11 protein-coding genes are annotated in these 15,038 nt (G+C 42.9%); all 11 read right to left on the bottom strand.

The genetic code is table 11. The annotated features are described in order from the left end of the window. Window positions 1–21: 21 nt before the first annotated feature. Window positions 22–978 carry a hypothetical protein gene (locus GSF04_RS13820; protein WP_211859828.1) on the bottom strand — a complete coding sequence of 319 codons (957 nt, stop codon included), beginning with the start codon at window positions 976–978 and terminating at the stop codon, window positions 22–24. Between the two features lie 13 nt (window positions 979–991). Next, window positions 992–1,492, bottom strand: a complete 501-nt coding sequence (locus GSF04_RS13815; RefSeq protein WP_249122493.1) for a hypothetical protein — start codon at window positions 1,490–1,492, stop codon at window positions 992–994. Between the two features lie 132 nt (window positions 1,493–1,624). Further along, window positions 1,625–2,578: a hypothetical protein gene (locus tag GSF04_RS13810; protein WP_249122492.1), complete on the bottom strand. Its 954-nt coding sequence runs from the start codon at window positions 2,576–2,578 to the stop codon at window positions 1,625–1,627. Next, entirely contained in the window at window positions 2,562–5,654 is a 3,093-nt protein-coding gene (locus GSF04_RS13805) for a hypothetical protein (RefSeq protein WP_211859826.1), read from the bottom strand. Before GSF04_RS13805 ends, GSF04_RS13810 begins: the two co-directional genes overlap by 17 nt. A gap of 6 nt (window positions 5,655–5,660) precedes the next feature. Further along, window positions 5,661–6,737: a DUF4150 domain-containing protein gene (locus GSF04_RS13800; RefSeq protein ID WP_211859825.1), complete on the bottom strand. Its 1,077-nt coding sequence runs from the start codon at window positions 6,735–6,737 to the stop codon at window positions 5,661–5,663. Further along, entirely contained in the window at window positions 6,734–7,636 is a 903-nt protein-coding gene (locus GSF04_RS13795; RefSeq protein ID WP_211859824.1) for a hypothetical protein, read from the bottom strand. Before GSF04_RS13795 ends, GSF04_RS13800 begins: the two co-directional genes overlap by 4 nt. Continuing rightward, window positions 7,626–8,666 (bottom strand): DUF2169 domain-containing protein, encoded by a 1,041-nt coding sequence (locus tag GSF04_RS13790; RefSeq protein ID WP_249122491.1) that lies wholly within the window; start codon window positions 8,664–8,666, stop codon window positions 7,626–7,628. The genes GSF04_RS13795 and GSF04_RS13790 overlap by 11 nt, the downstream gene beginning before the upstream one ends. Then, the gene (locus GSF04_RS13785; RefSeq protein WP_211859823.1) at window positions 8,653–9,804 is read right to left on the bottom strand and encodes a hypothetical protein; all 1,152 of its coding nucleotides are present in this window, start codon (window positions 9,802–9,804) and stop codon (window positions 8,653–8,655) included. The genes GSF04_RS13790 and GSF04_RS13785 overlap by 14 nt, the downstream gene beginning before the upstream one ends. A 17-nt stretch (window positions 9,805–9,821) precedes the next feature. Beyond that, window positions 9,822–10,244: a hypothetical protein gene (locus GSF04_RS13780; RefSeq protein WP_211859822.1), complete on the bottom strand. Its 423-nt coding sequence runs from the start codon at window positions 10,242–10,244 to the stop codon at window positions 9,822–9,824. Window positions 10,245–10,260: 16 nt separating this feature from the next. Next, window positions 10,261–12,300 (bottom strand): type VI secretion system tip protein TssI/VgrG, encoded by a 2,040-nt coding sequence (gene tssI / locus GSF04_RS13775; RefSeq protein WP_211859821.1) that lies wholly within the window; start codon window positions 12,298–12,300, stop codon window positions 10,261–10,263. A 26-nt stretch (window positions 12,301–12,326) separates the two neighbouring features. After that, window positions 12,327–15,014 (bottom strand): type VI secretion system ATPase TssH, encoded by a 2,688-nt coding sequence (gene tssH / locus GSF04_RS13770; protein WP_211859820.1) that lies wholly within the window; start codon window positions 15,012–15,014, stop codon window positions 12,327–12,329. Window positions 15,015–15,038: the final 24 nt, after the last annotated feature.

The raw sequence follows: 15,038 nt of genomic DNA, 5'->3' as shown, positions 1-15,038 counted from the left end.
TAAAAGTTTTTAGAATTCGTATCACCACACTTCCATGCGATTTACTTGGCAGTCATCGGCATCAAAGTACTTTTTCATCACCTCTGGAAATGGACCATTGCCGTGAGCATTCTTATTCTTCTTAAACGTATACTCCATAGCTTTATAATAATAGCGGTTGATTGGTTGAGTAATATCCATAAACCTATTCATTTGTGACCAATCGTGAGTATCGCCACCTCCCGCAATACCTATACGATTTCCAAACCAATAGTGCTCGGGGTATTTTCTACAACTTAAGTAACCCGTTTGCATCGATGCGCTGCCTCGCATATTTTTTACTTCTGGACCGACAACAAACTCTAGGTCTTCTATGGGGATATAAAATGGCTTTCTGAATAAGGTGTAGGGCGTTCTTACCAGTCCGGTATGGCGGTTAAACTCGATTGCATCCACAATACGAATTGCATTCCCTAATTTGTACATTATTAAAGGGAATGCAGTCAGTAAAAACAGCCCCAACCATGAATGCCAAGCTGGCATACTGTCGTCTGTCATACTTACCCCTAACAGACAAATCCCAATGATAGGGCCTAATACCAACCCATGTAGCCTAATAGACCATAATCCCGGTGAGCGCGGTACCGAAACAACCCGACCATCGCATTGGCTAGGGTAACTTACGCCACTAAAGTCGTCTCTCGGTGCAAATGCGTCTTTACAGGGTTTTGCTTCTTTAAACTTACAGCCGTTTAATTCTTCAGCCTTGGCTAGTCGTTCCTTATAACTTAAATTATGGAGATGGTTTTTGGGTAGTTCTTCATAAAAAATACCACTACGACGATAACTTGTCTCTCTAGCCAAGTATGCATCTCTTTGTGCTTTCTTTTCTTTTTCTTCTTCAGTTGCTTCTTCTCGATAATATCGCTCTCTTTCCTTCGCTTTATTTGCCAAATAGCTATCCAGCTCTTCTTCAGTCATCTCTTCAATCTTTTTCACTTGTCATGTCCTTCTATCTTATTGGCGGCCTTTCAGGAAATCTGAACTTTTGATTTAATCTAGATAGTTCTTTGATGTATCTAACCCCTTTAGTGATCAAATAACCATCATCTTTTTTGGTCACCACCGTTGGTAAAGAGTACAACTCAGCTGCACTTTCGATCACTTTTTTACCTTTACCATTGGGGTAGCTTTCTACTTCTATGATTAACTCAATAGAGCTACCAACTTCTAGATTTAACAGTTCACAGAGTTTTCCTTCAGTGAACTCAAAGTAATAACCGGTTCGATTAGGGTATAGCTTCCAACCACTGCTAAGCTTGGCCAACTGATGATGATTTATCTCCTGTATTTTATCATCACCTTCTTTTGACCAATAGAAACGAGCAGAAAACCCTTCTAATTCATTGGTTAGTGGCGCGCTTACCTGCACTTTAAACACACTTAAAAATCTTTGAATATTTACCGTAGGTGAGTACAACATGCTGTAAAAATCGGTTAACGCATTTTCCATTTTATGTTGTCATGTTGACGACCGGAGCGCAGACTAAATCAATCTAGGTTTGTATGAGGCTAAATACGCTTACGACTGAATGTTGCTACCGAGCCTATAGAAGCATCAGAAGTTAAAAGCTATCCACAACTCCTATTCCGGATAGCAAAGTACTAGCTGTAACATTATCATAGTAAACATACCTCTTGGCTTAGGTGGCCGTTTGGGATCAGGGGTCCATACTTCCCAAGGTTTTGTAATTTCTGGTTGAACTTTGCCCTCAGACCAGTCAAATTTTATAGCTTCCTGAAATATTTTCTCTTCAATTTCTCTTTGCTGTTCAAGGCTGAATTGTGTCCAAAAGCCTTTTGGTCGACCATTGCTTTTATCAAACGATTTCGTGAGCGGATCCAACTCTCGATACAGCTCGTATTCCGGTGTATCAGGTAGAGGTTTATCTTGCTGCATATGCCTTACAATCGCCTCCCATTCCAAAAAACACCGTACAGGCTTCGACGTATCACCAGAGGCATTTATTGTTAGTTTCGCATTCGGGTAACGCTCTAAGTCTTTATGTCTGATTTCAATAAACCCTTTCATAATACCTAAAGTTGCAAATTCATTTTTAGTGTGACATTCAATGTCTTTCCAATCGAATGTTGGATTACCAAATCGATCAAATTCACTAGCGTTTTCTATCTTCCACGTAAAGCTGACTTTTTGATCTTTGCGGTCAAAATAAGCTCCTTTAAACTTGACACGATCATATGTTAAGCCTAAAAAATTAACCGCTATAAAGGAGTATATTGGAATTATCAATAGAATCGGCCAGTAGAAACTTCCGTCAGTAAAAATAACAACAAGAAAGTTCAAAAGTAGCAAGACCCAAATAGCAAAAGAAATACCACATGGCAAATAAAATAAAAAGAACGTTGTACTACTAGGCTTTTCCGCATAATAATAGCGCTCACTTGTATTTAAATACAAATCCAACTTTGGAGTGTAAAACTTTCTATAAATTGCCAAACCATGCCTATTTTTACTTAACCCACCTTTAAAGCTATTTTCACGAAAAAATTGATTAAAAAAGCTATTTTTCTGTAGCATGCTCATAAACCTCATACTCTTTATATTTTATGGGGATAGTAACTTTATTTACCCTTACAAAGGGCTTAAGTTCTACATCCAAAATTTCGCCATCAAGAGAAAAATTAAAAATACCGCCTATTTTATTCCTTTCTTTACTATAAATTGGTTTGTGATCTTTTAACCCATAAACCCAAGTCCCTTCATATACTTTAAGATTTCTTATATTTCTATATTTGTAATCAACCTGTAAACCGAGTTCACTCTCTAGCTCATCGATGATTGGGGAAGATATTTCAACCTGATAGTGCAAGCCATTATTGATTACATTGGCCACCCTAGGTGAGTACAGTACTGATAAAATATATTCGTGGAATTTCTCAGAGTTTTTAAAATGCTCATATGTGATATTGCTCTTCATACCTAATGGCCCAAATTCAGCCCACCTTTTCAACTTTGAATCTTTTAAGGCCTCTGCGATTAATGCGGTAAGTATTGCAGCAATAAAAAGAACCCACCCCAAATGTCCTAGACTACCGAAAAAAAACACTTGAATTGAAGATAGAAATGTGAATCCAGCAGAGACTAATGTAGCAATCCCCGCATCCAAATCATGTTTGGCAATTAATTCTAACCCATCGAACAACAAAACTACTGACGCAGCAATCCCTATTATGCTCGACATTCCTCTAAATATCGAAATTGAAGAAATTGACTGCCCGACACGACCTATGTATTTTTCTTTGGTGAGTAGCCTCTCTTCCTCTGGAATTTTCAAAGTTGAATTTAAAAGCCCTAATATTGCCGTTATGCTGCCACCTAAGAGTGCTAAATTCTTCGACACTTCATAAAGATCTCCTTTACCTTCAAAATTCTTTTCGTAGTCTGAGTACTGAATGATTGTTCCCCAAACAGTTAGAATTGCTATTAACCCAGGTACACCTTTTTTCGCAACTTTCTTAAACCTTGACAGTTCTTTGTTTGTAAGGCCTTCTCGGTGGTATCCTTGACCTAACTCATCAAACAGCTCTTTGTGCTCATATTCGAGATCAAATAGCTCCTTAGGGAGTGATAAAACATACTTTGTTGAGCTGTTTACATCCCCTTTAAGCTTTTTAAATTCGATGGTTTTTATGGCTAAACTTTCTATACTTTCTTTAGTCTTAGTTAAAATAACTCCGTTCACTTTACCCTTTTCATCAAATACTTCTAATCCAAGCGCTTTTGCAACGGTGATAAATTGATTATTATTCTTTGAGCCAACTTTATCTTTTATAACAGCATCAATAATCTTTTTAAAAGCTTGGTGTTGCTTTCTGGTAGTTAGCCTCCCTAATGTCGTTATATCACTAAACTCTTTGGTAAGAGAAAAGTGGGTATCCGGTACGTCACCAGCTGGGAACAGCTTAAGTTTATCTACAAATTCAGGTACGCGACTTTTTATCGTCGAGGCCATAAATCGTTGCAGCTTTTCACTAGGTGTCTGCTTGTCAATAAATTCCTTATGGAGTGCTAAATGAAGATTGGTAAACTCTTCAACCCCTTTAAGAGAGATATCGGAAGCTCCCTTTGTCAGATTAAACATTGATACAGGAGCAAGTGCTTCATCTCGATTAAACTTTTTGGGATCAAAATCCCCAAGCTCAACTCCTATTAGCGTTTCATCGTATTGTGCAGATGCAGATGTATCACCATAAGCAAGCTCGTTGCCACAAAATTGTTTTTGGAACCATTCATTTTCATCAGACACATGTTTGAAGACTAGCTTAATCGCTTTTTTATATTGTTCATCAAGTTTGCTTGTTAACTTGCTTACTCGCGCCTTATCTAACACGGCCTTGAAGTTTACTTGCAATCCCTCTTTTCTCAGTGCCATTAGATTAAAGTGTTGACAGAACATATGAAAACTATAATGGTCTTGAATGTTGTCCAAAGTTGAAAAGTCACGCGAGATAAATTGGAGTTTTGATGGCTCAGATATTCCTCTTGGTGGTGTATAATTCTCTGTATAAATCTTGATTAATTTTTCTTTATTTTCATAAAAAATCTCAACTAGATCTAATATCTCAGCACTGTTACTGCCAACAAGGTACTTTTCAACTTTACTTTCAGAGAGATGTGCAGCTGCACTTCGTAACTCACGACTAAATGAATCTTTTTGCTTATAATCGATTTCAGGTTTATACCGACTTTGAGCAACGTTCCGCATAGAAAAATCTTTTTCATGTAGCTCATCATTTAAAAATACACTTTGAGCAATGATAGCAGACTTATAATAACCGTTTTCTTCCAAAGTCAAGCGTTGAATTGTAAGCTGCGCGAGGGCTGTTTCACTTAATAGGAAGCATTTCTGCGCTATCCCCAAAACGTCATGCAAATAGATACAGGGTTCACCGTCTTCGTTGGCTTTTAAGTTTTCAATACTGTCCCAGTTGGGGGCTGATGAAAAGTCGATGGTTTGCATCCGCTCGCTACGATAGGTCGAGGCTTTACCTTCGTCTGGGCATTTTGACGTCATCGGCTTTTTATCAAAGCGGCTGTCATCAGGTTTCATATCACCCAGCGCGCTGATGTAATCCCATGACCATTGCACGCGTGAAAAGGCTACTTGATAAGTCATAGTTTCAACTGAAGTTGAGTCTGAGAATAGACCTTTTGCGCGAATTGGCAGTGTGAGTCTTGGCATGTGCGTGCCGTTGTTGGGCCTGAAGCTTTGACCGTGATACTCACGAAGGTCAACTTCACTGAGCATACCACCTGAAATGGCGGCTATTTCTCGCCACAAATAACCATTAACAAAAAAGTAATAGTAACCAACAGGTTCATCTTCTTGAAATTCTTTTTGATCTTTAAACATAGGCACGTATTCAGGAGCCTTTGCTTTGTTAATATCAAGCGAAGCGTCTGAGAACACACGTAGTTCAACCGTCTCCACAAACGGGATTTGATCATCCGGCTTTGGTGATGATGCTCGTTGAACTTCAGCAAAACCAAGTGGCACAGTACAATCTTTGCCATTTAATCCTTGAAGTTGCAATTCCAGCGTACAAGGTGCTTGCTCGTCATTGAGTTCAGTATTAAAAATATGTGTGCCCATACTTTATTACCCTCCCTGCTCTAGTTTTTTTTGTTGTTTATTTGCGCCTTGCTTTGTCACGAAATTTCCCTGCGAGATAAGACTACGGCTGCTTTGGTTATTTAGACCAAATGCACTTTGGATTGGATCTTGTTCAGTACCCGTTGCATCTCTTTTTGCCACTGACAGTGAGCTAGGGGTCGCACCGCCAGGTTGATTCAAGGGAGAAGGTGGCGTGTTTTTACTGTTAGAGATCATAAGATCTCCTTGGCGTACGGCGGGTTTTCCTTCGATATACACATCAAAAGAGCCAAGAATGAATTCGGCTTTGCCTTTGATTGTGCCGCTGGCAATGCCTTTCTTTTTACCGGGTTGATCACCTGTACTTTTTGAAAAGTTACTTTTGATGTTGGCTGCTGGGTTGCCATTGATTTTTACTGAGCTGGCTGTACTTGCCGCGTCTTTAGATTTGGCGAGATTGCTATAAGGAATTGGCACGACAACTTTACCAATTTTAGTCCAGCAAACATCTATGGTATTTAGCATGCCACCACTGTCTTTATGTACTGCGGTGCGACCATTAATTAATACGTTTTGGCCGCTTACGATGCCGACTTGCTGGGCTTCGCTATCTACGTCTTTTTCGATTTGTTCCTCGCTGCCAGCTTGCCATCCTATTTTGCATTCAACTAAGTCTAAAAACGCTCTGGCGTCATCAATTGGCTTATGCATATCCATGCCAGTTTCTGGTTCTTGATGAGGTAAAATCGGCTCGTTTTTTTCATCGTTCCAGTTGGGCGGTGGGACAATATAGTCACTGGCAAACTCAGTTATCATTTCACCCAATACCATATCGCCATATTTAGCGCGCGCAATCTCATCTATAAATGCGTTTTCACCGCTGGCTTTGTCAGGAAATACGGCTATCCCATTTACACAGCCAATAGCGCCATTATTTTTCGCTGCGATAGTAAGCTTTAACAATGCAGGATTGTTATGTCGCCACGACACACTCCCGCCTACTCTCAGCGTTGCAGACATAGCATCTTGATCGTACTGAATCGAATCTGGCTCTTTTCCCTTTACTGCTGCGATAAAGCTCATAACACACTCCTTGTTACTGAGATTAATTGTGGTTTTTCTTGCTCTGTGATCAGCCACACTCTGTCAATATGGCGATTTAACGGGTTATGTAAATAACTGCTGGCAACCGCAAGTCCCATTGCATTATGGCCAGCGCCAATATACCCAATGGTATTTGCCGTGTTGTTGAGTTCAATTAATGCGTCATGCTCTTGGTACAAGGCACGGCTTGCATTGAGCCATTCTCTTTGCCACTGCTCACTGAGTAAGCGGGTCGAAATATAAGGCTCGTTTATCTCTGCGTGCAGCTCTTTTAATAGCTCACCTAAGTCGCCCTGATATGCTTTAATTTGGCATCCATCTTTACTCGCGTTTGTACCAAGCAGTACGCAACCGCCTTCACTTAATACAACACCTTCAGGACCGCCAACAACTTGTAGTTTGCCTACCCAGTTTGGTTTTGACGCTTCATCATAACCAACGCAACTATCTACAAATACATAGAGACTATTTGGCGAGAGCGAATCAATATCAAGCACTTGATACAACTGAATATCGTCAACGTTCAGATCAAGATGGTCACAAAGCGCCCTAACATCGGACAGTTCTATATATGGCTCTTCTGCTTTTGTGTTGGCAGTAACTAGATTAATGGTGCCATCCCACGCGTTGGCACTGCCATCAAACCGTTGCTTAGTCTGGCTTAATAAAGATTCTAAAATGGCTAAACAGCGGTCTTTACGTCGTGTGACCGAGATTTCTTCAATTTGTGCGCGCAAGTATGGGGCATCGAGGCTTATATCATATCTAACAATGGCTTTGCTTGGCGTGCAAAAGCGCATGTTGTTTGCGACCGCGGTATATAAAGCACTGGGGTGGTTACCGGCGGGGGTTTCTAGCGCGATTAATTCAAACTGCATGTGCCACTCCTTGCGTTTGTGTCACTTCGACTAAGAACACGCTGTTACTGCCAGTTTGGCTCTTTTTTACCTTTCCTCGCCAAATTAATGAAAACTGCTGTGTTTGCGAGTCAATTACCAGCGTATCACACTGCATATCAATAGGCGCGGCGTCAGGGCCATTAACCAAACGACAGCGAGGCACGATTCTGGGCAACGTTAGCTTTAGACTTTGTCCATAAGGTAAATCTGGCGTTAAGCCCATCATTTCAATCCACCAGCCATCACTAAACGGGTTTGGAGTTTGTTGGTCTTGCGGCGCGACTTGATAATGCGCAGCGGGGACTACTTCTTTAAATGGAAACTTACCCGCGAGGGCTTGGGCTTCGTCAACCTCTGGGAGTTTGTCACCCCTTGGCGACCAAAATGGTGGGATCGCTGCAAAGCTTGCAACCGCAGTGTCGTGACTCGGTTTTTTTAATACCTGATTAGCATACTCCACTTGTGGCAATGGCTGGCCTTTCGCTTCTTTATTCTTGAGCTTATAACCACGACCAAGAGGGTTTTGGGTCGAAACTTGTTCTTCATCCGACAGACTCGTGCCGCCATAGGCAAGTTGATAATTTAATACACAGGCGGATAATACTTGTGGATCGCTCGCCACGGGTCCAAATAGAGACCGCTTCCACACTCGCTCACCAGTAACTCGCAGTAATTTATCAACAAAGACCCGGTCGTCACAGCCGAGTTTGAGTCCAACTTCAATCACTCGCGCTTGTTTGTCGGTTGGTGGAAAGCAGGTCAATTCACCATATACTTCAAAACCGGTTTTATAAGGCTGAACTTCGTTAACGGCGGTTAAGCTGGCTTCAAGCCCTTCACCGTCAAAGTCATCAGCAAGTACAACAGGCGCTCCAGTTGGATCGGGATACACATTACCCTTTACGTCGTATTCAAAGTTCTGCTTCACAGCGATGACTACGATGGGATCTTTTTCCTCATCCCAAGCCTCAACCGTGCTACTTTGCCACTCGGATTCATTCACTAGCATGGTTCAACTCCTGTTTCACTGATTGCCACTGAAGATAAGCCATCGGCATGTAAAAAAGCGCAGCGCCAAGTGCGTGCGAGGAAATTTTGGAAAGCTTGCGCTGAATAGCAAGGCCAGCCAATCCCTGTTGTAACCAAGCTTTTGGCTCAGAGACTTTACGCCCCGCGAGTTGATGTTGGGTATTTGCTGTTATTAAGGCTTGGCGCTCGTATTCTGCTTGCTTAAAACTGGGTAATTTTTGCGATTTTTGAGATTTAACGCCAGTTTGTGCATCGCTTATTGCGAATTCTTCAGGCAAGTCGAGATCGGTGATTTGTTTCCACGCCTCGTAAGCTGGACGAGCGGTACTGGGGACTTCGAGTAACTTAACTAGATTTTGTAACGAGCGGATATGAGAAAAGTACGGAAATACTTCTGCAATGTAGCTTGGATTATGCTGACAATAAAGTAAGCATGGTTCATCCCATTTTGGCTCATCGAGTAAACCTGCCAGCTGCAATAATTTTGCTTTTAGCGTGGCATCATCGGTCATCGCAAACCGCTTCACTAAGTGCTCTGAAAGTTGCTCTGTATTACACAGCCACATATTCACCAATGCCGTGTAGGCAATTTCAGGGTTGCTATGATCAAGTGCGGCCATGAGTTGGTGACGCGACAAGTTAGCCGTACTAAATGCTAAATAGATAAGGCTCGTAGGCCAATTTTCATCTGTTGATAAAATTCGCTGCCTGAGTGCATCACCTAAATCAATGCGCCATGCTGACAAGTTATGAATGAGCAGCTCAGCAAGCGCAGGCTCGCTGTTAATCGCCGTGATGATTTCACTAGCTTGATCTTCAAGTGCTCTTGTCCCAAATAGATGGTTAATGAGTAACAACAGCTGAGGCGAGTCAATCTCTTGGGTTAACGTAAATACATCATCAATCGACCCGTGCGCAATACAATCTAGTTGTGAGCGATTTATCCAGTGTTCTTCGTCCGTCGCAGCTAAGGTATACACATGATTTAATAGTTGTTTTTCAAGGGCATGTAAACGCCCAGTCTCAACTACTTGGCGTGCATTAAACTTTTGATAATGACGCCAAAGCGACTTGAGTTGTTGACGGTGAACGGCCAATTTGGTTGCAGCTAAAAACATAGTCACACCATATCAGCTTAATTTAATCGAATTGGCCAGCCTTGGAGGCTGAGATCTTGCTCAATATCGGCGTTTAGCAGTTTACCTTCAAGCTGTATCTCACCATTGCCGTTAATTGCTATGCTGCCATTTTTGGTTTTGACACAGACTTTTTGCTCGCCATTTAGCACCACAGTGCCGTTGTTATTTGTCACCGACGCCGCCGGAAAGTCTTGCGGTGCAGCTAAGCGACCAATAACAACTGGCATTGCCACGCTATGTAGCAACACTTCATCGTCAAGACTTACCCGTGTCACACTGTCTAATTGGCCTTTAACCTTCATTTCTACATTAGATTCGTCACACTTCACTCGTAACACTTTGCCTAATTTATCAATGGCGGATACACGCCATACGATGTTGCTTAACGACGGAGGAAATTGTACAACATTGGTTTTCATAGACTTTGCTCCCTGCTTAGTTATGGCTAATTGCTGAGCCAGACACTGAAATATTGCTGGCACTTAAGTTTAAGTTGTTCGCATCAATGGTAATATTACCTGCCGCATCAATTTCTATTTTGCCGCCGCCTTGAGAAAGCTGAATTGAGCCGCTACCTTGGCCAACGATAGAAATGTTTCTATCGGCATTAATGGTCAAGTTACCATTTTGCGCCGCAAGCTCAACATTACCGCCAACACTGAAGTAACTGATGTCTTGCGCGGCCTCAAGATTAATGGATTGCTGCGCTTCGAATTGAATATTGCTGTCAGCAGACTGAATTTTAATGTTGGTGTCTGCGGTGAGTTGAATAGCCTCTTTGGCATTGATCTCAATATTGGACTCAATACTTTGGATATACACCGCATCTTCTGCGCGAATGCTTATTTCTTTGTCGGCTTGTGCCACAATATTCGCTTGTGATTGCAGCGTCATCGCTTCTTTCGACTTAATATCGATGTAACCTTTTTTGGTTTCAAGCTTGATAAATTCGCTGCCTTCGGTGGCATTAAATTCGAGCATATTTTCTTGCGCTTTGGTGAACAGTTGGATTTTCTCTTCGCCTTGTTTGTCATCCATCAACAAAGTGTTTTCTGCCTTCGTCACCAATTTATTTTCGGTGGCATTCTCTGCAGTTACCGGGCTTAGTGCTTCATCGTTAAATAGCGCACCGAGAATAATCGGCCTGTCTAAGTCGCCATTTTCGCCCGCCACCATAACCTCGGTTCCTTTGTTTAAAGGAAAGTGCATGCCGTGCCCGCCAGGCCCACCATAGTGCTGCATAAGTCGAGTCGGTTTACTCTCTTCCCCTTCACCATCTTGGTTAAATGGCAGCTTGACTTTATAGCGTCCTTTGTCATCCACTTCTTGCTCAATCGTGGCGTTAAACGATGCAAAAACCTTTTTGCGCTTAATAACAGGCGCTTTAAACTGCACATCAATTGGGATAATCGTCGCTTGGTTTTTATAGGTTAAGCCTTTTACCTTGGAACCGTATTCAACACTACCGCCTTGGCAGCCTTTGTGGGCAACGGATACCACTAAGTAACGACCACTATAATTAGGGTGATCGGTTATGGTTAAAGCGACACCCGGGCGAAGCGCTCGACAGTCAGTATCGATTACAAAAAGATTCCGCTGACAATCAATGCTTTGCTGGTGCACTTTGGTAAGTGCATCGCCATCGCCTTCAGTCATGAAGTTTTCAGCAAATATGCTGTCTTCACCAAAGCCGCCCACCTCTGATTGATTATTGCTATTTACAGACAATGCGCAGCCTTTTTCATAGTCTTCGTCATACAGCCTAAAGCCGCTATTTAGTAGGCTCGCTTTTTTAGAAAAGGCAAAGACAGACTCGCTCGGTCTTACCTGTCCGGTGGGTGATGCATAAGGCAAAGTGATCTCTTCCATCTCTGAAGAAAAATCACTGCTGCTGGCAAATACCGATAGGTTGGCTTGGCTACCCGTTGACTCTGTGCTGCCGTAAACAAAACCGTAGCGGCGCATTAGACGTGTTACAAAATCAAAGTCACTTTCGTCGTATTGCACTGTCATGGCAAGGGAAGGTGATGATCCCTTCAGTTGCAATTTTCCTGACGGGAACCCTGCCTTATCTAACACGCTTTTAACGATGGCATCCGCCGACATGTCGGTAAAAACGCGATTAGATCGTTGATGCTTGAGCAACACCAAAAGTGATTGAAAGGATAAGGTATACACGTAGCCTTGATGACTGCGACCATGGCAGACATATTCGGTAATAATTCCCGAAACCGTTCTGTCAGACATCGCCCACGTAATGGAAAATGTAACATCTTTACCAATCACCAGATCAGGCTCAATTAGTTCCTCACTTAACACCTCAATATCGAAGCGATAGTCACTACATAAGCTGTCATTCTGTGATTCAAAACTCAATACTTTAAATAAACTCCCAGACAACCCCGCAATTTCGATTGCAAAGTGACTTTCGTTTGCCTTAGGCAGTTTATCGGCAAGTGATGCGAACATTTCCATTTTTGTCTCCTTACTCGTATCTACCGTTAACTTAAGTCGGCGAATACGGCTTCAATTTCACCATTTTCATCCAGTGTCAGCGTCAGCAGATCTGGCATATCTTCTTCGCTCATAAAGCCCAAAATTGAGCGCGCGATCCCAGGTAAAATTTGTTGTTCAATTGTTGCGTTAACCAATCGTGCGCCGCTATCAGACATAGCGCATTTATCGGCTAGATAATCTAGCGCCGTTTGATCTACGCGCAGTTGTATAGCGTGATTGTCACGAAGTCGCGCCGCGACCTTCTCAAGCTTTAGTGCCACGATATGTTTTAACACATCAGTATCAAGCGGGAAGAAAGGCACAACCTGCATACGCGCTAAAAGCGCAGGTGCAAAATGCGCGAGCAAGTTTGGCTTAATTAAGCTGACTAGCTGCTGAAAGCTCGGTCTCTCAAACGGTGCTTCTTCTTCGTTGCTGTCTTGTGCTTCTTCGTTTTCAGGTACACCTTGCTGAATGATCCCATCCACCATTTGCTGCATGGCTTGCTGCTCGGTTTCTGGTGTACAAGCATTGATGATTTGCTCAGCCCCTAAATTAGAAGTCATGATGATAACCGTGTTTCTAAAATCGACTTCACGGCCTTCACCATCACGCATTACGCCCATTTCAAACACTTGGTAGAACATATTCATGACATCTGCGTGGGCTTTTTCCACTTCGTCAAGTAACACCACAGAATATGGACGTTGACGCACAGCTTCGGTTAACACCCCACCTTCACCATAACCCACATAACCCGGTGGTGAGCCTTTGAGTTGTGATACTGTGTGTGCTTCTTGATATTCACTCATGTTTATCGTGGTTAAGAACTTCTCGCCACCAAATAGTAGTTCGGCTATGTGTTTTGCAGTTTCGGTTTTACCAACCCCAGAAGGACCTGCTAATAAGAATACGCCCAGTGGGCCAGATGAGGCCGATACACCCGCTTTTGCTACCCGTAAGGTTTGTGCAATCGCAGTCAATCCAGCATTTTGACCCACAACGCTTTGTGCCAGTGATTGCTCAAGCTTAAGTAAGTTCTCCAGCTCGTCTTTCACCATGTTACCTACAGGGATCCCAGTCCAACTTGCGATCACTTGCGCTACCGTATCACTGGTCACTTCGGAGAAAATCGCATTGTCATCTTGATTTAACGCAGCAAGCGCTTGTCTAATCGCTGGTTTCTCTTCGTCGCTCGCACCGCGTAAGGCATTATAAGTATCAATTTGCAGCTCACGGCTTTGCTCAAGCTCAGCAAGCTGCTCTTGGGCTTGTGTAAGCGCATCGGTGAGACTTTGAGTACAAGTTTGATCTGCAATCCCAAGCTTTGATTCGATCGCCAAGCGTTCAATTCTGCTTTGATAGTAACGGATCTGCTCTTTGGCTTTATCAATCACCACAGGCGATGTTGCCGGCCCCATTCTGACCATAGCAGCCGCAGTATCTAGTACATCAATGGCTTTGTCAGGTAATTGTCTACCTGTAATATATCGTGCAGACAAACTGACCGCGGCTTCAATTGCACTGTCTGTGATTTGAATTTGATGATGCTTTTCGTATTTCTCTTTAAGACCCGTGAGCATGAGCTTTGCGGCTTGCTCGGTTGGCTCATCGACTTTAATTAATTGAAACCGGCGTTCAAGCGCAGCATCGCGCTCAAAATATTTTTTATATTCACTCCATGTCGTTGCTGCAAGTGTTCTTACTTCTCCACGAGCAAGTGCTGGTTTTAGTAGGTTTGCGGCATCTCCCATGCCAGCGTCGCCACCAGCACCAATCAAGGTATGCGCTTCGTCAATAAATAAGATAACAGGGGTCGCTGAACTCTTTACTTCATCAATGACTTGTTTAAGACGACGCTCAAATTCACCTTTTACGCCGGCTCCGGCTTGTAGCAGACCCATATCTAGTACGCAGATCTTAACTTCTTTAAGTTCTGGCGGAACTTGCCCTTCAACAACGCGCTGAGCAAGCCCTTCTACCACTGCCGTTTTACCAACACCGGGTTCACCGACAAAGATTGGATTATTTTTACGGCGACGACACAACACATCAATTGCGAGGCGGATCTCCTCGTTGCGCCCAAGGACTGGGTCAATTGCACCAGAACGTGCTTTTTCAGTGAGGTCTTCACAAAATGCTTCTAGCGCGCTTTCACCTTGTGAGCGACTATTCGACACCGTGTTGTCAGCATTTGGCTTACTGAATACTTGACGCTCAGTCGAACCTTTACAGATCTTATTTAAATTCTGCTTTAAGAAGTGCGTATCAATCTTGTCGAACTCGCGCGCCAGTCCAAATGCAGGGCTATATATCGCCATGTCTTTGAACGAGTCAATCAGCGCAGCGCCTGTGATCCAATCATTTTGATGGCGCATGTTTGCACTGAGCCATGCTTTTTCTAACCACTCATAGAGACGACGGGAGAAAACCGGCTTGCTCGGGTTACCAGCCTCTTGTTGATTGATAAATTCGAGCGCACTATTCCACAATGCGTCTTGATCAACTTCGAAGAAAGGTAAGATCTTCGCAACATCGCCGTCATTGTGCTCTTCCATTAACTTTAATAGGTAATGCTCTGGTAGCACTTCAAAATGCTTTCGACTCGCTGCGAATCCAGCCGCGGCTTCTAACGCTGTCGCGCTGTGATGATTGAGTTTGTCTATGAGATTCTTTATGCCTGTTGCGTCCATCTTTTAATCCTTGCTATTCCCGTT

Source organism: Pseudoalteromonas sp. A22 (assembly GCF_018141345.1).
In the GTDB taxonomy this organism is placed as follows: Bacteria; Pseudomonadota; Gammaproteobacteria; order Enterobacterales; family Alteromonadaceae; genus Pseudoalteromonas; species Pseudoalteromonas maricaloris.
This window is presented reverse-complemented; position numbering and strand designations above follow the sequence as displayed.